Here is a 22,826-nt window from a genome sequence, read left to right as displayed (position 1 = left end):
TTTTATACCCTATTGGGGTATACTCTATACTATTATTGTATACCTTATTATGTGACTAGTCAATAATATTTTATTAATTATTTGTTAAAACTTGGCTTTTTTACAACTTTCAAATTGTAGATTTCTGTTGCATGACTTTATATAATGTACTATTAGTAGTATATCCAAACAAAAATATAAAAATGCCTTTGGCTATTTTAATATATTCTTAACTATAGTGTTATAGTATTGTGAGTTTGGAAATCGTTCTACTAATCTTTCTGCATACCCAACTGCTTTGTTTTTATCTAAATCTTTATTTATAAGAATTAAATTATATAAAACTTCCTCGGTATAACTTCCCTTAGAAAATTGTTTTAAATAATCTTTGTAGTATTTACTAGCTTTTTCAAAATCAGAACTAGATTTGTAACTTACAGCTAACATATAGATGATATGTTCATTAAGATAATTATCTTTGGAGTAAGGTAATCCGTATAAAAAATATTTTTCAGCTTCTGTATACTTTTTATCTTCCATATTCTCTATACCTTTTTCATAAAAGTATACTATTCCATTACTTTTAATTAATTCTTCGCCTTTTACCATAAGTAATTTATCATTCATATCCAAATCAACCTTGCTCCATTCATTCAAATATCCAACTATTTGCTCCATGTTATTATTCTTTATGCTTTCTGCAAGTAACTCTTTTGGAAATTTCGGTATATCTATGGTTTTATTTTCTATAGGTTTTTTCTCTGTGGATTTCTCTATGCTCACACTTGAACCACGCCTTACTAATTCAGTGCTTTTTTCAATTTTATTTGTACCCATTGTTGAAATATTTTTTAATTTATATATATATCCCTTACTTAATAATATCAATGATATTATTACAAGTACACCAGCACAGCCTATAAATATTTTCTTATAGTTTATTTCCCGCTTTAAGTTACCATAATTAATTAATGTTTTTTTATTCATAATAGCTTCAGTATTTTTTTTATCGGTTTTTAAAACTTTCTCTATATGAGATAGTGCTTTATCATATTCTCCTTGTTTTATATAACAAAGGCTAATAAGGTTATTTACATTTATAAAATTAAAGTCGCTATTTTTACACTGATTTAGAATTTCTAGAGCAGCTGATATATTAAAAGCCTTTACTAACTCCAGGGAACTAGCATACAGCTTTAGTTTTTCCACATCATGTAGGCTATCCTTCATATATTTTTTTGATATTTTATCATTATTTCTTTTATAATTTATATTCCACGTTCTTTTTGCATTTTCCAAATCGCCTTTTAGATAATATAAAATCCCCTTTAAGTTTAAAGCTGCAGCATTTGTAACATTTAAAGAAATACTTTTTTCACAAAGAGCTAATGATTTGTCTATATATCCATCATTATATTTGTTCATAGCTTTTACATATGTTTTCCCTGATTTATCCATAGTTTCACCTTTAGTTTCCTATATTTATGAGTATTCTAATTATACCACTAGAAAAATAGAAAAAGTATATATTACTACAGATGCATCTCTCTGCGCTAAGTAATTCTAAACAAATTTTAATGAAAGATGCTAAAAAGTGCAAACTCGATAACGCTCAAACACGCACTTTTCTATACGCATCTTTCATTAAAATTAGTTAAGAATTACTAAAGCTTGTTCGAATGCATCTTACGTAATATATACTCTCCCTCCCGTCTTTAAGTTTAAAAAACACGAAAAAGAATAAATTGCATACTTTACTACTCATAACCTTATTTTTTCTCTTCACTTATAATTTTCATTTCTGATGGTTTGTCTAATTGTGATAATGTCATCTTGCCTGTACCCTTATGAAATGCATTAAGGGTATCATCATTATAGATTATCAATTGGAATATTAAATCCTGCCCCACCTTTTCAAACTCCAACATTTGACGTTTTTTATCATTTTCCTGATACAAGGTTGAAAGTTCACTAGTATTAACATTTAAACTATAAACTTCTGATCCGAAGGCTACAGTGCCGTATCCCAAACCAGCTACTATTATTAAATGCTCATTATCCCACCATTGTATATTTCTCGGTGTGAATTGCCTATCATTATTAATAACTTCATATTTTACTATTTCATTGGTATTTATATTTTTAATGTATAGTAAATGTATACCAAAATCTACGTCCTTCACTGGACTTATATCTATAGCAGCAGAACTTTTCCCATCTGGAGAGGTTTTCCACTTAAGTTCATAACTTAATAAAGGCAGTTTTGCAATTGTAGTTTTTTTAAATTGTAATGTTCCATTCTGTAATGCCACACTCTTTGAGGCTACACTTCCTTTATCGGTTTTATCCATTGCTAAACTTTTCTTGGAACTACCCGCAGCATTATTTTCACTGCTTTTAATAAGTTCTTGCTGGCTTGACCTATCCATGGCTGTGCTTTTATCAGAGGTTTCACTCTTATAGCTAACTCCAGGATAACCCTTTAGCATAATTGGAATGAATACTATCATAGCTATAACTGCCACTGCATAAGATATATATTTATTTTTATATTTTCTAAAGTTGTATAAAACTTTATTTGAAGTCTTTTTACTATATCTATTTTTGTCTATAGACTTAATTATACTAGCCCTTGAACTGTTAAAATCTATCCCATCTATTGATAAAATAATTTTAAAATCTCTATCCATTTTAACTTCTTTCTCATATAGCCTTCTACAACTTTCGCATCCTTCCATGTGTTTTTCTAATGCAAATTTTAAATCATTAGAAATATTTCCTAGTACATAATCATCTAATCTGTCTTTAAACATATTACAATTCATTCTTTACACCCCTTTTCCTTTTGAGATATAAAAGTTTTAAATTTTTCTCTGCTACTATAGTATCTCCGCTTTACATTAGACTCTGTCATTTCTAAAATTTGCGCTAAATCATAAAATGTAATGTTTTGTGAATATTTTATAATTAGTATTTGCCTATCTATTTCATTTAAACAATTTAGATAAGATTCTATAGTTTCTTTAGTTTCTTTAAATTCTGCTACTTGTTCTGGCGACATTTCTTTTGACATAATATTTGTTATATCCTCTATGTTTGATTCATACACCCTTTTATATTTTCTTATATAATCAATACATTTATTTTTTGAAATTTGCAGTAGCCAATTTGAAAATTTATGATTTTTATCATAAAGGTAAAGTTTATTATAGACCGTAATAAATACTTCTTGAGTTATATCCTCTGAGGCTTCTTTATCCTTTATCATGTTGTAAATGAACCTTAAAACTGTAAGTTCATATTTGTTAACTAATATATTAAAGCTATCAACATTTCCGTCCAATATGCTTTCAATTAAATTTAAATCTTCCTGCACTTTCATTCCCCCATTAGGATGGATTTTGAATCTACTTAATATACGTTTGAAATAAATAAAAGTGACAGGGAGAAAGTATATACAACTTAGATTAAATGCATATGGATATAAGCTCGAATCAGATGGCTTATTTAGGGCACTTACTTATGATGCCATATTAAATTTTCAATATAAATGCAGACTAGATATTGACGGGGCGGTTGGTATAAAAACTCTTGAGAAGCTAATTATACCACCCCTTGAAAACACAGAATTTAATACTGTTAAACCAGTATTTTCTAATAATAAAAACAGTACTGCAAATATTGCGTTAAACAATTATAAATCTGTTAAGCAATTGGAGTCTTCTATAAATTCAATAAAGGCTACTAGTGGCACAAATTTCTATGTTCAAGTTGATTTATCAAAACAAAGAGTAAATATTTTCACAAAATCCGAGGAAAAATGGATTTTAGATAAGTCTTTTATGTGTTCTTCTGGAAAATCCTCTACCCCTACTGTAAAAGGTAATTTTATAATTAAAGATAAAGGACCAATGTTTAGAGCTGGGTCAAATACTATTTGCAATTACTATACAAGATTTTATGGTAATTACTTATTTCACACGGTACTGCTTGATAATAATGAAAATATTCAAGATGGTAGACTGGGAACTCCACTATCCCATGGTTGCATAAGACTTGCTATTGATGATGCTAAATATATATATACTAATATTCCATATGGAACAAGTGTATCCGTCCATTAGAAAATGGATGGATACACTTGTATAAAATAATAGTATATGTTAATTTCTTTTTACTGAGGTTATCCACAATCTGAATTTCAAAACTAGTTTATCCACAAAAATTATACACACTTGTTTATAAAGCATTACCCATGCTGTGCATAACTAAATTTTTATTAAAATATTCCTCTACAGAATTAAAAAATACAGTTACAGCGAGTAGGTCTGCAGATCCCCCCGGACTTATATTTCTTTTTATAAATTCAACATCCAATTCTTCTATTGATACTTTTCCTACATTTGTAGACATTCCGCCAAGTGTTATTATATGTTTTGCCTTTTTCTGTACTTGTTTTAGCATATCCATTGAATGTCTGTGAAGAACATTAGAATCCTCACAATATTGCATGATGGAAATAAGCGTATGTATTAACCTATCATTTAATGATAAAGTTTTATTTTCTTTATATACTGGAAGAGCATAATCAAATACTAGGGGGATGCCGCTCTCTACTTGACCTCTTATCCCCTGTACATTGTATTTTACAAACAATTTTTCACCATAGCTTTTGGCTTTATCTTTATCCATATAGCATAGTTCATTCTGAACAAGCCCTTTAGTCATTTGCTTTATTATATTTTTAATTTCACTAAAATCCACTTTATCATAGATTGCTTTTGTAACAGCTGCACAACTTATCCCTAAAAGAAAAATCATACCTTTATGTGTGTTGACACCTTTGGTGCCCTTGAACATTTCACACTCGGCTTCTATTCCTATATTTCGAATAGCTACAAATATTTCTTTAGGAGTTCTATTTGAATATCCTTCCTGCGCAAATAACACCATGTACTTGCTTAAGATAGATGTGCTTTTAATAAATAAGTAATGGTCCATATCCACATGAGCTCCTTTGGATATAGAAGACACGAGGCCCGGTGATGGATATGAAGCCACTTCGCATAGCATTGCTTCAATTGCATAGGAGGCTATACTAAACGCAACCTTTGATATTAAATATTTATTTTCCATAAAATTTCTCCATATATTCCGAATATCTATTTTTTATAAATCCTTCAATTTCATCTTTGCTATGTTTTTTACTTCTTACACAATTATGAGCTATATCATCACAAATAAAACATTTTCTCATGCCAAGTCCAAAATTTTCTCGACCAATACCCCTACCATTTTCATCATATACATCTATGTCTACACATCTTCCTAAAATATGTTTATCCTCAATATCAAGTGTTATTGATTTTATTTCTATTGCTGTTTTGTTTATAGCCATAATCACAATAGGACCTTCCGCAGTAGTAGTCATTATTTTATAATGAATAGAATAAGAAAATATTTCACTAAGTATTTGCTCTATAATGATAGTTATTTGTTGTGAAAAATGGTTATCCTTATTTATTCCAGGATAGTTAACCCTTATAACCAGTATTGACATTTTATATTTTTCTAATAGTTTTTCTTGAAACTCAACTCTTCTTTCTCTTTCTAGAAATATATCTTCTGCTGTATACATATCATATTAATGTGGAGAATCACTTACTTTGATCCGCCCCATTATCTCCTTTCCTGCTAAAGTATTTAAAAATTTCCAAGTTGAACTCGGAACAAGCTTCTGAATATCTGATATTTTTCCTTCAACTATTAATTTTCTCACCTTCGACGCGCTAATAATATCATCCATAAAAGCCTTTCTTTTTACCTCTACAACTTCTACTCCAAAACTCGGTAAAATATCCTTCAAAGCATCATTATAAGCATTTGTAACCTGACAATATGGTTCCTCTCCTATAAATCTTTTAGTTATATTTAGAGTTTGACAAAAATATTTCCCAAAAATAGACGCATCGAGTGTAGTATAAGCCTTTAGTATTTCATCTTTTTTCCTTAAAAAATATGTTGGGAAGGTAGCCTCGGAAATGATGTATTCTCCACCTTTAATCACCCTCACATTAGGTAAATGTGAAACACCTTCTTTAACCATATTATATCTATTAATAAATGGGAACGAGGATTTATCTTCTTCAACTATAAATACCAGTACCTCTTCACTTTGTGATGCAGCTTCTTCTATTAAATACTTATGCCCTAAAGTAAATGGATTGCAATTCATAACTATTGCTGACTTTTTAGTAATTCCATCTATATTATATATTTTTTTCAAATCTTCCAAATACTTTTCTATATCATATATTCCACTTTCAAGTAGAGCCACATTTTCTATTTTATAGATAAGATTGTACCCAAGTGAGGTGAATATATCTATATTTGCTACCTTAGTAAATATAAAACTATGATAAATTCCTTCCTCAAATAACCTATCTGATACTGCTCCCATAAGAATAGCTGCTACACCAGTTCCTCTTAAATCCTCTGAAACCGCAAAACATTTAAACACATTTTTCGCCTTAGAGCAGGTGGCTTTAATTTCTTCATTTTGCCTAACAACTATAGTATAATCAACGTTATCATCAAGTAATAGCTGAAAGGTTTGTAAAAAATCTCTTACTTCTTTTACTGCATCTTTATCCAATAGATTAATTTTCTGGGCTACAATTCCGCACATAAAAATTCCTCCTCATTAAATCATCACCGATAGTGCTAAAACGTCGTTAAATCATCATCTTCGATGGTGCAATTAACAACACTATATTTAAATATATTATATGTTTATTATATATAAAAAGCCAATATATCTAGTTTTACTAGAAAATAATAATATGAAATAAAATAAAGCTGGAAATTATTAATTCCAGCTTTATTTTATGTATTATAGAGGTTTTCTAACCACATCAATTACTGATCCATCTCTATATTCTATAACTGCAACTATTTCATCTGATAATTCAATAGCTTTTGGTTTACCTGTCATCTTTTCAGCTATTGCTTTAAGCTTCTCAATTGTCATTATAGGAAGATTGGTTTTCTTTAATTTCTCTATTATATCTGTTCTTCTTGGATTAACTGCTATTCCTCTTTCTGTTACAATAACATCAATGCTTTCACCTGGAGTTGTTACTGTAGTTACACTGTCAACTATAATTGGAAGTCTTGCCTTCATTAATTGCGTAACAATTATTGTAAGCTTAGCTCCTGCTGCTGTGTCACTATGTCCTCCAGACCCGCCCATAATAGCGCCATCTGAACCAGTGGTTACATTAACATTAAAGTTTGTGTCTATTTCTGTAGCACCTAAGATAACTATGTCTAGGTTGTTTACAACCGCGCCTTTGTTATCTGGGTTTCCGTACATAGAAGCAGACATTCTCTGATGCTTATGTGAACTTACATAGGACTGAATTGCCTCTAAATCAAAACACTGTACATCAAATAAGGATTTAAACAATCCTTCTTTAAACATATCTACAAGATATCCAGTTATTCCACCTGATGCAAAGCTTCCCACTATCTCATTTTCTTTCATGTATTTCTTAAGTTCTGCAGCTACAGCTAGTGAAGTTCCGCCTGCACCTGTTTGAAATGACATTTCGTTCACAACAAGACCGGTAGCCACCATAACTTGGTTAGCCATTTTAGCTATTTTAAGTCCCACTGGATCGTTAGTAATTTTTGTAGTTCCTGATACTATTCCAGCTGGATCACCAATAGAATCCACCTCTACAACATAATCTATATATATCTGACTAATTTCAATAGGGCAAGCTGGATATGGTACTAAATTATCCGTTATTGCTACTACCTTGTCTGCACACTCGGCATCTGCTACTGCATAACCTAGAGCACCACATGCTGATTTTCCATACAATCCATTAACATTTCCATAAGTATCCGCTGTAGGTGCTGCAATGAAAGCTACATCTATGTGCAAATCTCCACTTTCGATTGCTCTAGCACGTCCACCATGGGTATGCATTATTACTGGAGTTTTTAATATTCCTCTAGAAATTTCTTGCGCTACTGGACCGGACATATAATTAGTGAATATTTTAGTAATCACACCATTTTTTATGTGCTCAATTAAAGGCACATTGTTTGGGAATAATGAACTTGCCGCTAATGTAATATTTTTTATTCCTCTAGCAGCAATAGCAGCAACAACTAAATTAAGTACATGATCGCCATTTCTTAAATGATGATGAAATGAAATTGTCATGCCATCTTTTAACTCTACCTTGTCTAAAACTTCCTCAATACTACTTAAAACTTTTTTGTCATTTGGAGTTACGCAGTTTAATTTTACTTCTTTTTTCACCTTAATACCGGCATGTTTAAATGCACCTTCATAAGGGATTACTTTTCCATAACCTTCTATATATTCAGGTATTTCTCTACCTAATACATTTTTCATTATTATCACCTCAATTAACTAATACACTAAAGTAGCTTCTAATAAGCTTTTAGATAAGACCTAAAACTCTTGCTAGTTCTACTGTGTTTTTAGCTCTATTTATAACTGGAGCATCTACCATTTTACCATCTAGAGAAAATACTCCTTTTCCTTCTCTTTCTGCTTCTTCCATAGTCTCGAGTACCCTTTGGGCATGTTTTATTTCCTTTAGACTTGGAGCATATACAGAATGAATAGTATCAATATGTTTTGGACTTATTGCAGCTTTTCCTGTAAATCCTAAACTTTTAGCTTTCCTAGTGTCTATTGCTAATCCATCAAAATCATTGGTATCTGTAAATGGAGTGTCTATAGAGTCCACCTTCATTGCCCTGCAGGCAACAGCTACTTTATTTCTTGCATAGAAAATTTCTTCTCCTGGCTTTGTTCTCACAATACCCAAATCTGAAGTTAAATCTTCTCCTCCAAGTAAAATAGCTACTATTCTGTCACAAGATTTTATTATGCTATAAACATTTTCAAGACCATAGGCTGTTTCTACTAAAGGAATTAATTTTATACTTTTCGCATCAAATCCTTCTTCACTTTCAATCTTTGTAAGTATTTTGTCTATAGCTATAAGTTCTTCTTCTGTAGCTTTTGGTATCATTAGTGTATCTGGTTTAACTCTTGCTATTACATCAATATCTTTTTTTGCAAATTCCGTAGTAAATGGATTTACCCTTACTACTACTTCTACATTGCCATAATCTACATTTTTTATAGCTTCGCTTACCAAAATTCTAGCACTGTCTTTTTCTGTTAGACTTACAGCATCCTCTAAATCTAATATAATTGAGTCTGCACCTAATATGCCTGCATTTTGAAGCATTCCCGGATTATTACCTGGCATAAAAAGCATAGTTCTTCTCAACTTTTTCATATTAATCACCTCTTATTGAGCTCTTTTTGTAGCAGTTTCTATTCTAGCTTTTATTGTATAATTTAATGCACCTTTATCTTGAGCATTTACTATAATACTCTCAACTCCTAATTCCTTAAGAGTATTACGTATTACTTTTTCTATTTCTTCACCAAACTGTTTCATAACAATACTCTGAAGATTAATTTCAATACCACCCTTAGGGCTAGGCATAATCATTACATATATATCGTTAGATTCCATTGTTCCTGCTTTGGCTGGTTTATTTATTTCCATGGTATCACCTCTCGCTCTACTTTAAGTTATATTTATTTTACACTTTCTAAATAAGCACTTTGACCTTGCTTGTATAGGTCGTTACCTTGACTATCTATTACTACAACTATAGGTAAATCCTCTACTTCAAGTCTTCTTATAGCTTCAGAGCCTAAATCCTCATAAGTTACTATTTCTGCCTTTTTTACACATTTGCCAATTAAAGCTCCCGTACCACCAATAGCTGCAAAATATACAGCACCATTTTTAATCATGGAATCTACAACTTCTTCTGATCTGAGTCCTTTACCTATCATTCCCTTTAAACCCTTATCTAAAAGTTGTGGTGTGTAAGCATCCATTCTATAACTAGTAGTTGGACCTGCTGATCCCAATGCATTTCCAGGTTTTGCAGGAGTTGGTCCTACATAATATATAACTGCATCTTTAACATCTATTGGAAGTTTTTCTCCCTTATCTATAAGATCAACTAGTCTTTTATGAGCTGCATCTCTAGCTGTATATATTACACCTGATAACAGTACACTGTCTCCAGCTTTTAAATCTTTAACTTTATCTATCGTAAGTGGCGTAGTTATTCTTTTCTCCATAATATTCTCCTCCCTTATCCTTAAAGCTCTGCACTAGCATGTCTTGCAGCATGACAATTTATGTTTACTGCCACTGGTAGACCTGCTATGTGAGTTGGATAAGTTTCAATATTAACAGCTAAAGCAGTAGTTTTTCCCCCAAAACCTTGAGGTCCTATGCCTAGCTTATTTATTTCCTCTTTAAGCTCTTTTTCAAGATTTTCATAGTATGGATTTGCGTTTGGCTTATCAGTAGGTCTAACTGCTGCTTTTTTAGCAAGATTTGCTGCCTTGTCAAAAGTCCCGCCTATACCTATTCCTACCACTATAGGTGGACATGGATTAGGACCAGCTTCTTTTACTACTTTTATGATAAATTCTTTAACCCCTTGAAGTCCATCTGAAGGTTTGAGCATTTTAATTTGGCTCATATTTTCTGACCCAAATCCCTTTGGAGCTACAGTTATTTTTAATTTATCTCCTGGCACTATATCATAATATATAACTGCTGGAGTGTTATCCTTTGTATTTACCCTTTGAATTGGATCACTAACTACTGACTTCCTTAGAAATCCCTCTTCATAACCCTGCGCTACACCTTTATTGATAGCACTTTCAAGCCCGCCACCTATTATATGAACCTCTTGGCCTAGTTCTATGAACACACAAGTCATACCAGTATCTTGGCACATTGGCATTTTTTCATTTTTAGCTATATCTGCATTTATCAAAATCTTATCTAAAATGCCTTTTGCTATATCCCAAGTTTCCTTTTCTTTAGCCTTTTTTAATTGATCTCTCATATCATCAGAGAGGTAGTAATTAGCATCTATACATAGTTTTTTTATGGTTTTTGTTATTTCTGCTACATTTATTTCCTTCATTCGTTGACTCCTTTTTAAGTAAATATTTTAATATGGGAAAAGGCAGTTTATATAAACCGCCTATCTAAGTAATTTTCCCAAATTTATATTTAATTATTTTTTTCTATTAACTAGAGCTACAACTCTATTCATTTCATTATTAACTATCATGTATCCTTCATCTACACCCATACCTGGTTTAGCAAGACATTGGTCTGCTCCACAAGCAATAGCTATGTTTGTGCAAACTTCTGCTGATCTGTTAGTTTCATTACATGTTCCACCACAGTATGCTCCACGGCCCATTTTCTTGCAGTATAGTATTGATTCAATTATGTTGTTAACTCCACCTAAGTCTGGTGTTTTTATTTGAAGCATATGGCCTGCTTTCTTATCTGCAAACAATACTACGTCTTCATATGTGTTACACCATTCGTCTGCAACTAGTTCAACATTGATTTTTCTATTATCAAGTTCAGCAGTTAATGCAGCTAGTGCTTCAACTTGTCTTTCTCTATGCTCAACATCCATTGGTCCTTCAATTCTCAAAGCAAATGGTTTAGCAGCTTCTTCAAGTGTTGCTATATAGTCTGCTTGAGCTTTTATATCATTGTTAAAAGCAACTCCTATTGTTCCATATACATCTATGTGGAATATTGGGTTATAGTTTTTATCAGTTCGGAGTTTTAATACTCTAGCACTTAACCATTGAACATAAGCAAGTAATTTCTCACCCTTAAGTCCTAATTTTTCTTCTACATTGTTTATTAGTGCGTGAGGCATTACGTCTGCACCTTTAATTATCATTTTATCTGAGCTATTGTATCTATCATCACCTGATTGTGTAAATATAGCAATTCTCTTAATATCTACTCCAGTTTTGTATTCATCACGAACGATTTCTGCCATAGTTACTTTTTTAGCTTTTGCTACAGCATCTAGAATAGCTTGTGTTACTCCGTATCTTATAGCTGTATGAAGTCTTTTACCATTAACTAACATGTGGTCAAACTCTTCTGCCATTTCTTTAAAGTTATTTAATTCTCTACCTATTAATTTTGGTGCTATTTCTTTTTCTATAATTGGGATAAAATCTTTTGAAAGGAATAATGGATCTCTTCCACCAGCTCCTGAATATTGTACAGCTGCACAATCTCCGTAAGCTACTTGACCATCTTCAAGTATAATCATTACTGATATTGATTCTCCTGCTTGTCTAATGGATGTAAATCCTTCTGTTACTGGTTCTCCTACATATGTAAAACCATCATGTCCTGCTCCAGCTTTTATAGCTCTTTGGTCGTCAAAATAAAATCCTGTTCTTCCTGTTGAACATAATACATCAATAATTTTCATAATATACACCTATCCTTCTATATATTTTTGAATCTAATAAAAACATTTTTATTTATTTTTTTTCTGGTCTTCCTATTAATACACCTTTTCCTACTGCGAATATATCATCTATTGTCATTTGGAAGGATACATCTCTATTTTCAAACTTCGCTCTTTCTTCCAACTTTTTACTATTAAAATCTTTCAATTCTTGTGTTAATGGTAGATTACCGAATTTAAAGTATCTAATTGCTCCATTATTATCTCTTGCAGGCATCATTTTACCAGCATTGAATTTACTTGGTGCAAATGGTACATCAATAATTCCCATTTCAAAGCCTTTAATAACTCCTACAGCTAAATCACCTTTTCCAACTTTATAAATCATATCTACCATACATTTCGTTTCTGCTTTTATTATTTCAATTTCAGTTTTTAATTCTGGAGACATAGCCATTCTTTGACCACTTAATAAGTTCAAAGTCATTTTTGTAGCCCTTATTCCCATAGCATTAGCTTCTTTAGTAGGAATTCCTACAGCTTCATGAGGAGTTTTAACTATTACTTTTGTTGCTCCTGCAAGTGCAGCTGCTGCAGCTCCTGTTGCTATAACTCCAAAAGCTTTTGCCTCATCTTCTGGGAATCCTCCCATCCATTCATGCATTACTGTTGTTAAATATACATCATTGTATCCATTAGCTGTTAAATATTCTTGGCACTGTTCCTCTAGAGCTCTTATAGCTGCTACGTCTTGTATTAAGTTACCACACTGACCATATCCAACTGTAACGTTTTTAACTCCTTGTTCAACTGCAACTAATGTTTCTATTATTGCAATTGCATTTGATGTACTAGGTGGAACTAAGGTTCCTGTTAATGGTCCAAAAGGTTCTCTATTTATTGATATTCCTTGTTCTTCATAATAACCAACAAGTCTATCACAATATTGCCAATCTAACATTGATTTTTTCAAACTTGCATTTTTAGCATAAGGAATATTGTAAGAAATTCCGCCGCCTTCATTTGAAGTCCAACCTGAAGCATGAGTTATTTCAGCAAGTAGTCTTGCATCGGGTGTACCATGTCTTGCTTCTAATGGAATATTTACTGCTTCGAATACTTGTCTACAACCTTTAACTCCATGATTTACTGCTGGAAATCCATTTAACAATGATCTTCCTTCAGTTATACTGTCCTTTATTCCTATTTCACATGCATCATATCTATTTAACCTTGTATAACTATCTATTGTTGTTGGCAGTAAATCAGCGCCACCCTCTTTTTCTAAGAAGTTTAGAAGTTCGATGTGCTTGTCAATTAATGCCACACCTGCTCTTGGTTGTGCTAGTGTTATACCTGCTTCTTTAGCTTTTACTAATTTCTTTGCAAAATTTTTATGATCAGGAATTTTCTTATTGTATTCTATAGCTTCTTTTAAATCTACCTCTTTACCTGTTGGCCACTGGTTTAATACTTCTTTTCTAATTTCAAAGAACTCTTCGTCTGTCCATTTCTTATTTCTTAATTCCACTAAAATCCCTCCTAATAATTATACTTGCACTAAATATTTTTTCATGATTCTAACAGCCTTATCTGGATAATCTTGTGAAAGCAATCCCATAGCAGATAATATATAAGTTTTATCAAGCAAATACTTTGCATTATGTGGTTTCAAATATATTGGATTCTCCTCATTAAAAGCTCCTGCACTTAAAATATCTTGTGGATTTTCACTATGGACTAATACTCCACCTGTACCTATAACAAACTTTACATCCATAAGGTCTTTCCCTATTTGAGTATACATAGCTCCCATTGGAGTAAGTGTGTGTTCGATGGTGCCTACATGTCTTTCCATTGATAACTCTGTGGCCACTTTTGCCATAGCCTCATCAAAATCTATTTCTTCCTTAGTCATAGGAACCATCTTTATATGTTCTATTCTATATTTACAATTTGCATCAATATCAATTTTTCGCGTCGTGTCACCTAGATACTTTCTCAATTTTCTGCTACCAGCTGCTTCTCTTAATGAAACTGCCGAATATCTCATTCCAAGATCACCTTCAACAGTTCTTTTAGCAAATGGTTCTTCAAGACCCTTTACGGTAACCCCAGCTTTTGTAGGTTCTCCGTCTGCTATAGAATGTACATCGGTGGTTGCGCCACCAATATCTATAACTACTAAATCTCCTAGACCACTTTCTTCATCACTGCCTTCACTTAATGTCCTTGCAGCCTTTAGAACTGCTGCTGGTGTTGGCATTAAGATACCTTTTACTAACTCTTCTGCATTGCTGAGTCCCTTAGCATCTACGATTTTATCCATAAATACTTTTCTAATTTCTTCGCGAGCAGGCTCTACATTTAGCTTACTTAACTGTGGCATTACATTACTTGTAATAGTAAAGTACATCTTAGCCTTAGTAAATATTTCTCTTATCTCATCGCTTGCCACTTTATTTCCAGCCACTACTATTGGTAATTTAACTTCATTTTCAGCTAACATTTTTGCATTGTGTATAACACATTGTTTGTTACCACCATCAGTTCCACCTGCAAGAAGTATTATGTCCAAATTCGAATTTTTAATTTCTTCAATTTCAGTAAGTGTTAATTCATAGCTATATACTTTTAACACTCTAGCTCCAGCTCCAAGTGCCGCTCTTTTGGCAGCCTCTGCAGTTAAATCTGGCACCAGACCAATAGCTATCATTTTAAGACCACCCGCAGCTGAGGAACATGCTAACTTATTAACGAAATTAACATCCTTTTCTTTTATAATGCCTTCTATTTTTGAATAAGCCTTGTCATAGCCTATCATTATATTATCTTCTATTGTAGTTATGTCTTTAGCTGTTGCAATTATTTCTTCTTTTTCTATATCCACAACAGTTAGTTTAGTATATGTACTTCCAAAATCTACAAGTAAATATGCATCCACTTATATCACTCCTATTGATTTTATAATCCTATTCTATAATAGGCCTAATACTTCTTTTAAATCATGTATTGTTGTTTCTAGTGATGTATTTGGTGGGTAAACCTTATTAAATCCCATTTCAGTAAATCTTTTGTGAACGTCGGCCCAATTTTGTTTTCCTACAACTATGTTTCCACCTACGAATAACGGTATTCCATCTAATCCCGCTTCATCACATTTTTCTCTCATACCCCTGCAATCGATTTCTCCCTGTCCATAAAGAGAAGATACTATTATTACATCTGCATTAGTTTCAACAGCTGCATTTATAAAATCCTCTTGTGGAGAAAGCACCCCTATGTTTATAACATTAAATCCCGCTTCTGTTAGCGCATAATCTAATATTTTATTGCCAACAGCATGACAATCTGACCCTATTACTCCTAAAATTAAAGTCTTTTTTTCCATTTTTTAAAAGCCTCCCAAATAATTTATTAGCACATCATTTTAAAATACATTATTTTTTGAACTTTATTTCAATAATCTTTGACTTAAGTGCTTTTACTGAACCCTCGTCTAGACTATATAGAAATTCTATTATCTCTTTGTTTTTCGAGTTTGCACTTTTAACATCTTTATATCTACCCGGAGATACTATCATCACATCTGATTTCTCAATTATATCCTGGAGTTCTTTTGAATCAGTAGTATTAGAATAGTTTATATCAGCTTCACACAAACCTGCTTTTTCTAAAGCTCCCTTAATTTTAAATATAAATTCCTCAGATATACATATAAACCCAAATTTTGTATTTATACTATACCTAGCAATCTTAACTATTGGTTCTAAATTCGGAGTTATAGCAACTCCTAGAATTTCTTTATCAAGTCCAATGGTAAGATCAGTAACTTCATTGATGTGATTAAAGGTAGTTATTATAAACTCAGCACTTTCAATCTTATCTCTAGTATCCTTGTCCATCTTTTTTAAATCGCTTGTAGTTAAGTACATTACATTCATGTTACTATTCCTACTAAGCTGCTTACTAAACACTTTAGCTTGTTCAATATTGCACTCTACGTATATTACTATGATTTTGTCCATTATCTGTTTTTTTTCATTTACTCTTTGATTTACTAAATCTAAAAATTCTTCTGGTTTCATTCCAATTTCTAAAGCTTCCTCTAGTCCAAGGTCCACGAATTTCATTATCTTATTTTTAATGTCTAGACTTTCCCAAGAAATAGCTTCTTCAACTACAAAAGTTCCCCTTCCCTGATAGGATTTAAGTGCCCCATCTTGTTCTAGGTCATTATATGCAGTACTTATTGTATTTCTGCTTACACATATTCTTTGAGATAATTCTCTTTCTGTAGGCATCTTCGTTCCAACCTTGAGAGATCCTTTTTTTATCTCATCCATGATTTGTTTTTTTACTTGAATATAAAGTGGTACTCCATTTTTTTTATTTACTTCAATATCGATAAAAATCCCTCCCAAAGCATATTGGATTAATGGACTAATCCACCGATACCTTTATGATATCATATGGACTAGTCCATTTCAATGATTGAATTATCAGTCTTTAGTGTTGTATTTCGTGTTCTAAAGTGACTAGCTTTCATGAACTAGCTTAGTCTTACATTTAGTACTGATTTCACATATTAATGATAAGGTTTTCACCGTTTAGTTGATAAGGGTTTCATAATTATGGTTATATTTTTCCAATTTTAGCATTATTATAATATATATAAATAATAAGGAGGACCTTTGTGACCAAAAATGAGTTTTCTTTTGTTATATACATTTTAAGTACTGTTTTGATATTAGCTCTTTCAACATTTATATTTAGGGCTATCACACATATTTCTTATATTAATGATAGCATTTTAAATGAGCAAACCCTAACTTCCTCTGAAGATTATGGCACTGGATTTTCATTGATAAAAACTGTTCTTAATCATACGATTAGTAATGAAATCAGCCTTTAGTACTGACGTGTTCCTAAATTCATATTGGACTTACTATAAAAGGTCCAATTGCATGTAAAAGAGACATATTCATAGAATAATATGTCTCTTTTTATCTTAATAACTCATTAAATATTAATATAATTATATTGAACTAAAGTTACTCAGTTACCATTATTTATTCTACGGAGGAACTTTTAAAAAACTCATCTACAGATTTGCTTATAGACTTTGCAATTTTTTCTTGATAATCAATGGACTTTAATTTTTGTTCTTCTTCATAGTTTGATAAAAATCCACATTCCACTATAACACTTGGCATATTATCATTCTCTCTTAATACCTTGTAAGAATTTTTAGCAGGCTTTTGCACTCTATTATTACTTGGGTCTATATCAATCCTAAAATTTTTCTGAATTATACTGGCAAAATTTAGACTATCCTTATAATTCGAGTACCAAACTTGAGCTCCATAATATTTACTTTGAGTAAAATAATTCAAATGAATACTGATGAACATATTACAATTACTAGATTTCTTTAAATCGTATCTATTTTTTAAATCCTCCTTATACCTTTCTCTTATAGTACCATCAGTTGAATAAATCCCTGTATCCTCTTCTCTTGTCATCACAACCTGATAGCCTGCATTTTGAAGATTATCTTTAAGCTTTATTGCTATACTTAAATTAATGTTCTTTTCCACCGTACCATTTTTAGAACTTGTTCCGCCATCCATTCCTCCATGACCAGCATCAATAAGTATTATTCTACTTCCACTTTGTAATTTTTCATTGTTCATAGTTTCTTTTACAAATCTTAGATTTATACCCATAAAACTCACCATGGCTATTGTGATTACTATAACTATAGCTATTAACTTATTGTTCCTATATTTCAACACACCCACCCTTTTATTTATTCCTGTCCTTAATTTTATTCAACTTGTAGAAGATTTAGTATTTTTGACTTAAAAATGTGGTTAAAATAAAAAACACCCACTAAAAATTTTAGCAGTTGCTTTCTTTTGCATATTTATTGCTTTTATTTTATTACTACTTCAGCAATATTAGTTGCATGATCTCCTATTCGTTCAAAATTACTAATCATATCTAAAAACATAGTACCAACTGTAGCTCCACATACTCCGTTATTTAATCTTCTTATATGCGATAATCTTAATTCTCTTTCTAAGCTATCTATTCTATTTTCTATTGCCCTAATAGATTCCGCTTTTATAATATCATTATTTTCAAAACTCTCAATACTAATCTCTAACGCGTGAACTATGTATTTATACATTCCATCTAATTCCTGCAACGCATCTTTAGAAAAATATAAATTCTTTTGAATCTTTTCACTAGTAATATCTACTAAATTTTCAGCATGATCTCCTATACGCTCTATGTCATTTACTACATTAAACATAGAAGTTACTATTTTAGTTTGCTTTTCTGATAATTGCGTAGAAGAAAGTTTCACTAAATATGATGTAATTTCATCTTCAAGTAAATTTATTAATTTTTCAGTATCATAGACATTTTTTATACTATTTTCATTATCAGTAATAAAGCACTCCATAGCAAGCTGCACATTATCTTTTGCTAAATTGGCCATTCTAACAACTTCTTTTTTAGTTTGCCCAACTGCAATAACTGGTGTCTCTAGCAATCTATCATCTATATACTTAACATCTATTGTTTGAACTTCATCGTCTCCAGGTATTATCTTGTTAACAAGTGCTACAAGATATTTTATAAATGGCACCATAATTATTGTGTTTGATATATTAAATATAGTATGTGCATTTGCAATTTGCCTTGTTATATCCATATTTCCACTTGGTGACATACTTTGTACAACTTGTATTAGTGGATTTATTAATGGAATGAAAATCAACGTACCAAACAAATTGAAAAATAGATGTATTAACGCTGCTTTTTTTGCTGTCTTAGAGGTCCCTATACTTGATAATAGAGCTGTTATACATGTACCTATATTATTACCAAATAGAATTGGAACCGCCGCTCCAAGAGGCAACGCCCCTGTAGAAGCTAAAGCCACTAAAATACCCGTAGATGCAGATGAACTTTGTATTACTGCTGTCATCAATGCACCTGTTAAAATTCCTAAAAAAGTATTCCCTTCGAGTCTCATTATTAAAGTTGCAAAAGCGGGGGATTTAGCTAGTGGAGACATAGTATTCTTCATTAATTCCATTCCTAAAAAAAGAATACCAAAGCCTAATATAATATTTCCTATTTCTTTACCTTTTTTGCCTTTTGAAAATATTATTGTTAAAGAACCTATGCCTAAAAATATTGGTATTATATTATCCAGTTTAAAGGCGATTAATTGAGCAGTTATAGTAGTTCCAATATTAGCTCCCATAATTACTGCAGCCGCTTGATATAGGTTCATAAGGCCTGCATTAACGAAACCTACTACCATTACAGTGGTAGCGCTGCTACTTTGTATAACCGCGGTTATGGCAGCTCCGGTAGCCACTCCCTTTATTGGATTAGATGTTATTTTTTCAAATATCTTTTTAAGCTTTTCACCAGAAGTATTTGCGAGTCCATCGCCCATCATTTTCATTCCATATAAAAATAATCCAAGTCCTCCAAAAAGGCCGATTACCATATTTACAACATTCATTAGATCCCTCCATATTTTTAGGTGTCCTTAGTATTTTAATCACTCATATAAATAATACTATAAATCAGACTATATGTTAGGTAATTGATAACATATTTAACACAAACTTTAATAAATTTAACACAAACATAACATAAATAATATTTACTTTTTAATTATATTAATATATTTCAATTTATGTACTAATAACTCTATAAATTCCTTTAAAGTAAAGAAGAGAATATGCACTTATTAATAAGTGTATATTCTCTCTTGATTGCAATAATCTTATCTCTTTGAAAACTGAGATGCTTTTCTTGCTTTTTTAAGACCATATTTCTTTCTTTCCTTCATTCTTGGATCTCTTGTTAAAAAACCTGCTTTTTTAAGCTCTGGTCTTAAAGTTTCGTCAGCTTTTAAAAGTGATCTAGAAATTCCGTGTCTTATTGCTCCGGCTTGACCTGTATATCCACCGCCGTGTACATTTACTAATATATCGAATTTATCTTTAGTTCCAGTTAACACTAGTGGTTGGTTAACTATAAGCATTAAAGTTTCTAATCCGAAATAATTTTCTATTGCTCTTTTATTTATAACAATTTTACCTTCGCCAGGTACAAGTCTAACTCTCGCAACTGATTTCTTTCTTCTTCCTGTTCCTATATATTGCACTTTTGCCATTATATTTACTCCCTCCTAACCTGATTAGTATTTAAGCACTAATGTTTCTGGGTTTTGTGCCTGGTTCTTATGTTCTGGTCCTCTGTAAACAGTCATTTTTTTAATTGTTTGACGACCTAATGGTCCCTTTGGAAGCATTCTTCTTACTGCCTCTTCAAAAATAAACTCAGGTTTTTTAACCATTGCTACTCTATATGGAACTTCTTTTAATCCACCTGGATAAAAAGAGTGATGTCTTAACATTTTTTGGTCTAATTTCTTACCAGTTAAAACGATCTTATCAGCATTTATTACAATTACAAAGTCACCTGTATCAACATGTGGTGTAAATGTTGGTTTATGTTTTCCTCTTAATATTGAAGCTATTTGGCTAGCTGCTCTTCCTAAAACTTTTCCTTCTACGTCGACAACGAACCATTTTCTTTCGACTTCTAGTGGTTTTGCTATAAATGATTTTGATTTCATTATTTTCCCTCCCTGAACTTTTAACAATTTAATTTCTATGCTAAAGATCCGGGGCTAGTGGATCTCATTACACGATAATATATTCAAACATTAATAAGTATAATACATTCTACCGGGTGTGTCAATGTTTTTACACAAGATATTGTTATTATTCGAGTTTTATTTTAATAAAAAACTTCTTCCAAGCATAATCCACCGGGTGGAGCAGATTTTCCAGCCCTTGCCCTATCTTTTGAATTGATTATATTTTCTATTTCATTGGGTTTAATTTTTCCTTCTCCAACTCTAATTAGTGCTCCCACTATTATTCTAACCATATTATAAAGAAATCCATCAGCTGCAATATATACTTTTATTATGTCTTTACTCTTTATGATATCTAATCTAAAAATAGTTCTTACAGAGGTTTTTACGGAGCTGCCTAAATTCTTAAATGCAGAAAAGTCATGAGTACCTATAAAATACCCTGCAGCTTCTTTCATAGCATCTATGTCTAATATTCTCTTGTGATGGTATATATAATTACGCCCTACTGCAACAGACTCATACCTATTTAGTATAGTATAGCTATAAAGTTTTCCAATACTATTATACCTTGAATGAAACTCACAGGGCATCTCAAATGAATGTAGGATTACAATATCTAGTGGTAGTTTGCTATTAATAGCTCCGGTAAACTTTTCCACAGATATTTTACTATCAGTATAAAAGTTGCCAACATATCCTTTTGCATGAACTCCAGCATCTGTTCTACTAGCACCTGTAATATGAGTTTTTTCACCAGTAATAGCTTCAATAGCAGTCTCTACTTTTTCTTGAATAGTCATTATATTCTTTTGCCTTTGCCATCCAGCATAATTTGTACCATCGTATTCTATCATAATCTTTATATTTCTCATCACTTCACACCCTTTTCTATTTATAACTTTAGCAAAAAATTATGTTCTGCTAATAATAGTAACAACAAATAGAAGTGTAAAAGCAAAACTTGCAATATAATCTTTTCTAGTTACCCTTAATTGTTTCATCCTAGTTCTTCCTTCTCCACCTTTATAACATCTTGATTCCATAGCCATTGCTAGTTCATCAGCTCGTCTAAAAGAACTTATAAATAATGGTACTAAAATAGGAATTAAACTTTTTGCTCTACGCACTAAATTTCCTGACTCAAAATCAGCACCTCTTGCCATTTGTGCTTTCATGATTTTATCAGTTTCATCCATAAGTGTAGGAATAAACCTTAATGCAATAGTCATCATCATGGCTAGTTCGTGAGCTGGCACACCTATTCTTTTAAATGGGTTTAGAAGATTCTCTATGCCATCTGTTAACTCTATAGGTGACGTTGTAAGGGTTAGTATTGATGTTCCCATAATTAAGAAAACTAACCTAACTATCATAAAGGCTGCAATCGTTAAACCTTCTTTATATACATTTATAAATCCCCAGTGAAAAATTGCCGGCTGCTTTCCAGTAGTCATAAAAATATTTAATACTGCAGTAATAAGTAGTAATATTAAAATTGGCTTTAATCCACTGTAAATATACTTAAATGACAATTTAGATATTAAAATTGTGGCTAATAAAAATATGATTACAAATAAATAGCCCTCAAAATTATTCACTAAAAATAAGTTAACAATAAATAAAAGAGATATTAATATTTTAAATCTTGGATCTAGTTTATGTACAAATGAATCTCCTGGTATATATTGACCTATTGTAATATCTTTGATCATACAAATTCCTCCAATGTGTTTCAAGAATCACACAT

24 protein-coding genes are annotated in these 22,826 nt (G+C 31.6%); 2 read left to right on the top strand and 22 right to left on the bottom strand.

Annotation, left to right across the window (positions count from 1 at the left end):
* Positions 1-192: 192 nt before the first annotated feature.
* From ACREVU_RS17530 to ACREVU_RS17520, 3 genes are all read right to left on the bottom strand, one after another.
* The gene (locus ACREVU_RS17530; protein ID WP_431552887.1) at positions 193-1,437 is read right to left on the bottom strand and encodes a tetratricopeptide repeat protein; all 1,245 of its coding nucleotides are present in this window, start codon (positions 1,435-1,437) and stop codon (positions 193-195) included.
* Positions 1,438-1,748: 311 nt separating this feature from the next.
* A complete protein-coding gene (locus tag ACREVU_RS17525; protein WP_431552886.1) occupies positions 1,749-2,804 on the bottom strand; it encodes a DUF4652 domain-containing protein in 1,056 nt (351 codons plus the stop codon).
* The gene (locus tag ACREVU_RS17520) at positions 2,801-3,355 is read right to left on the bottom strand and encodes an RNA polymerase sigma factor (protein ID WP_431552885.1); all 555 of its coding nucleotides are present in this window, start codon (positions 3,353-3,355) and stop codon (positions 2,801-2,803) included. The genes ACREVU_RS17525 and ACREVU_RS17520 overlap by 4 nt, the downstream gene beginning before the upstream one ends.
* A gap of 61 nt (positions 3,356-3,416) precedes the next feature.
* On the opposite strand from ACREVU_RS17520, the gene ACREVU_RS17515 reads away from it, so the two are divergent.
* Positions 3,417-4,103, top strand: a complete 687-nt coding sequence (locus ACREVU_RS17515; protein WP_431552884.1) for a L,D-transpeptidase family protein — start codon at positions 3,417-3,419, stop codon at positions 4,101-4,103.
* A gap of 115 nt (positions 4,104-4,218) precedes the next feature.
* Here ACREVU_RS17515 and citG read toward each other — a convergent pair whose 3' ends face one another.
* The 13 genes from citG to ACREVU_RS17450 all read right to left on the bottom strand — a co-directional run bounded on the left by citG (position 4,219) and on the right by ACREVU_RS17450 (position 16,799).
* On the bottom strand, positions 4,219-5,115 hold the full coding sequence (gene citG, locus ACREVU_RS17510; RefSeq protein ID WP_431552883.1) for a triphosphoribosyl-dephospho-CoA synthase CitG: 897 nt from the start codon (positions 5,113-5,115) through the stop codon (positions 4,219-4,221).
* On the bottom strand, positions 5,105-5,617 hold the full coding sequence (gene citX, locus ACREVU_RS17505) for a citrate lyase holo-[acyl-carrier protein] synthase (RefSeq protein ID WP_431552882.1): 513 nt from the start codon (positions 5,615-5,617) through the stop codon (positions 5,105-5,107). The genes citG and citX overlap by 11 nt, the downstream gene beginning before the upstream one ends.
* Before the next feature lie 6 nt (positions 5,618-5,623).
* Entirely contained in the window at positions 5,624-6,667 is a 1,044-nt protein-coding gene (gene citC / locus ACREVU_RS17500) for a [citrate (pro-3S)-lyase] ligase (RefSeq protein ID WP_431552881.1), read from the bottom strand.
* A gap of 204 nt (positions 6,668-6,871) precedes the next feature.
* Positions 6,872-8,410 carry a citrate lyase subunit alpha gene (gene citF, locus ACREVU_RS17495; RefSeq protein ID WP_431552880.1) on the bottom strand — a complete coding sequence of 513 codons (1,539 nt, stop codon included), beginning with the start codon at positions 8,408-8,410 and terminating at the stop codon, positions 6,872-6,874.
* Positions 8,411-8,459: 49 nt separating this feature from the next.
* Positions 8,460-9,332, bottom strand: coding sequence for an HpcH/HpaI aldolase/citrate lyase family protein (locus ACREVU_RS17490; protein WP_431552879.1), 873 nt, complete (start codon positions 9,330-9,332; stop codon positions 8,460-8,462).
* Between the two features lie 12 nt (positions 9,333-9,344).
* Positions 9,345-9,608, bottom strand: a complete 264-nt coding sequence (citD, locus tag ACREVU_RS17485) for a citrate lyase acyl carrier protein (protein ID WP_431552878.1) — start codon at positions 9,606-9,608, stop codon at positions 9,345-9,347.
* Positions 9,609-9,640: 32 nt separating this feature from the next.
* Positions 9,641-10,198: a Fe-S-containing hydro-lyase gene (locus ACREVU_RS17480; protein ID WP_431552877.1), complete on the bottom strand. Its 558-nt coding sequence runs from the start codon at positions 10,196-10,198 to the stop codon at positions 9,641-9,643.
* A 20-nt stretch (positions 10,199-10,218) separates the two neighbouring features.
* Positions 10,219-11,061 (bottom strand): fumarate hydratase, encoded by an 843-nt coding sequence (locus ACREVU_RS17475; protein ID WP_431552876.1) that lies wholly within the window; start codon positions 11,059-11,061, stop codon positions 10,219-10,221.
* A gap of 93 nt (positions 11,062-11,154) precedes the next feature.
* Positions 11,155-12,396, bottom strand: coding sequence for a methylaspartate ammonia-lyase (locus ACREVU_RS17470; RefSeq protein WP_431552875.1), 1,242 nt, complete (start codon positions 12,394-12,396; stop codon positions 11,155-11,157).
* Positions 12,397-12,448: 52 nt separating this feature from the next.
* Positions 12,449-13,906: a methylaspartate mutase subunit E gene (locus tag ACREVU_RS17465; RefSeq protein WP_431552874.1), complete on the bottom strand. Its 1,458-nt coding sequence runs from the start codon at positions 13,904-13,906 to the stop codon at positions 12,449-12,451.
* Between the two features lie 18 nt (positions 13,907-13,924).
* Positions 13,925-15,319 carry a methylaspartate mutase accessory protein GlmL gene (gene glmL / locus ACREVU_RS17460; RefSeq protein ID WP_431552873.1) on the bottom strand — a complete coding sequence of 465 codons (1,395 nt, stop codon included), beginning with the start codon at positions 15,317-15,319 and terminating at the stop codon, positions 13,925-13,927.
* Between the two features lie 33 nt (positions 15,320-15,352).
* A complete protein-coding gene (gene glmS, locus ACREVU_RS17455; RefSeq protein WP_431552872.1) occupies positions 15,353-15,766 on the bottom strand; it encodes a methylaspartate mutase subunit S in 414 nt (137 codons plus the stop codon).
* A gap of 49 nt (positions 15,767-15,815) precedes the next feature.
* Positions 15,816-16,799: a GntR family transcriptional regulator gene (locus tag ACREVU_RS17450; protein ID WP_431552871.1), complete on the bottom strand. Its 984-nt coding sequence runs from the start codon at positions 16,797-16,799 to the stop codon at positions 15,816-15,818.
* 272 nt (positions 16,800-17,071) lie between these two features.
* Here ACREVU_RS17450 and ACREVU_RS17445 point away from each other — a divergent pair, with 272 nt between their 5' ends.
* A complete protein-coding gene (locus ACREVU_RS17445) occupies positions 17,072-17,290 on the top strand; it encodes a hypothetical protein (protein WP_431552870.1) in 219 nt (72 codons plus the stop codon).
* 157 nt (positions 17,291-17,447) lie between these two features.
* On the opposite strand, the gene cwlD is transcribed toward ACREVU_RS17445, so the two are convergent.
* From cwlD to ACREVU_RS17415, 6 genes are all read right to left on the bottom strand, one after another.
* A complete protein-coding gene (gene cwlD / locus ACREVU_RS17440) occupies positions 17,448-18,170 on the bottom strand; it encodes an N-acetylmuramoyl-L-alanine amidase CwlD (RefSeq protein WP_431552869.1) in 723 nt (240 codons plus the stop codon).
* Positions 18,171-18,313: 143 nt separating this feature from the next.
* Positions 18,314-19,927, bottom strand: coding sequence for a Na/Pi cotransporter family protein (locus tag ACREVU_RS17435; RefSeq protein WP_431552868.1), 1,614 nt, complete (start codon positions 19,925-19,927; stop codon positions 18,314-18,316).
* Positions 19,928-20,194: 267 nt separating this feature from the next.
* On the bottom strand, positions 20,195-20,587 hold the full coding sequence (gene rpsI, locus ACREVU_RS17430; protein WP_216157219.1) for a 30S ribosomal protein S9: 393 nt from the start codon (positions 20,585-20,587) through the stop codon (positions 20,195-20,197).
* A 24-nt stretch (positions 20,588-20,611) separates the two neighbouring features.
* Positions 20,612-21,052, bottom strand: coding sequence for a 50S ribosomal protein L13 (rplM, locus tag ACREVU_RS17425; protein ID WP_431552867.1), 441 nt, complete (start codon positions 21,050-21,052; stop codon positions 20,612-20,614).
* 164 nt (positions 21,053-21,216) lie between these two features.
* Positions 21,217-21,951 carry a tRNA pseudouridine(38-40) synthase TruA gene (gene truA / locus ACREVU_RS17420; protein ID WP_431552866.1) on the bottom strand — a complete coding sequence of 245 codons (735 nt, stop codon included), beginning with the start codon at positions 21,949-21,951 and terminating at the stop codon, positions 21,217-21,219.
* A gap of 39 nt (positions 21,952-21,990) precedes the next feature.
* Complete coding sequence (locus tag ACREVU_RS17415; RefSeq protein WP_431552865.1) at positions 21,991-22,791, bottom strand: energy-coupling factor transporter transmembrane component T family protein; 801 nt, start codon at positions 22,789-22,791, stop codon at positions 21,991-21,993.
* Positions 22,792-22,826 lie beyond the last annotated feature (35 nt).

This window comes from Clostridium sp., from assembly GCF_050717535.1.
In the GTDB taxonomy this organism is placed as follows: domain Bacteria; phylum Bacillota; class Clostridia; order Clostridiales; family Clostridiaceae; genus Clostridium_AD.
The sequence above is the reverse complement of the archived record's forward strand: the minus strand, read 5'-3'. Positions and strand labels throughout refer to the sequence as shown.

Coding starts and splice junctions, on each gene's coding strand:
- ACREVU_RS17530 (WP_431552887.1), bottom strand. CDS start 1,437: ATGGATAAATCAGGGAAAACATATGTAAAAGCTATGAACAAATATAAT.
- ACREVU_RS17525 (WP_431552886.1), bottom strand. CDS start 2,804: ATGAATTGTAATATGTTTAAAGACAGATTAGATGATTATGTACTAGGA.
- citG (WP_431552883.1), bottom strand. CDS start 5,115: ATGGAAAATAAATATTTAATATCAAAGGTTGCGTTTAGTATAGCCTCC.
- citX (WP_431552882.1), bottom strand. CDS start 5,617: ATGTATACAGCAGAAGATATATTTCTAGAAAGAGAAAGAAGAGTTGAG.
- citC (WP_431552881.1), bottom strand. CDS start 6,667: ATGTGCGGAATTGTAGCCCAGAAAATTAATCTATTGGATAAAGATGCA.
- citF (WP_431552880.1), bottom strand. CDS start 8,410: ATGAAAAATGTATTAGGTAGAGAAATACCTGAATATATAGAAGGTTAT.
- ACREVU_RS17490 (WP_431552879.1), bottom strand. CDS start 9,332: ATGAAAAAGTTGAGAAGAACTATGCTTTTTATGCCAGGTAATAATCCG.
- citD (WP_431552878.1), bottom strand. CDS start 9,608: ATGGAAATAAATAAACCAGCCAAAGCAGGAACAATGGAATCTAACGAT.
- ACREVU_RS17480 (WP_431552877.1), bottom strand. CDS start 10,198: ATGGAGAAAAGAATAACTACGCCACTTACGATAGATAAAGTTAAAGAT.
- ACREVU_RS17475 (WP_431552876.1), bottom strand. CDS start 11,061: ATGAAGGAAATAAATGTAGCAGAAATAACAAAAACCATAAAAAAACTA.
- ACREVU_RS17470 (WP_431552875.1), bottom strand. CDS start 12,396: ATGAAAATTATTGATGTATTATGTTCAACAGGAAGAACAGGATTTTAT.
- glmS (WP_431552872.1), bottom strand. CDS start 15,766: ATGGAAAAAAAGACTTTAATTTTAGGAGTAATAGGGTCAGATTGTCAT.
- ACREVU_RS17435 (WP_431552868.1), bottom strand. CDS start 19,927: ATGAATGTTGTAAATATGGTAATCGGCCTTTTTGGAGGACTTGGATTA.
- rpsI (WP_216157219.1), bottom strand. CDS start 20,587: ATGGCAAAAGTGCAATATATAGGAACAGGAAGAAGAAAGAAATCAGTT.
- rplM (WP_431552867.1), bottom strand. CDS start 21,052: ATGAAATCAAAATCATTTATAGCAAAACCACTAGAAGTCGAAAGAAAA.
- truA (WP_431552866.1), bottom strand. CDS start 21,951: ATGAGAAATATAAAGATTATGATAGAATACGATGGTACAAATTATGCT.
- ACREVU_RS17415 (WP_431552865.1), bottom strand. CDS start 22,791: ATGATCAAAGATATTACAATAGGTCAATATATACCAGGAGATTCATTT.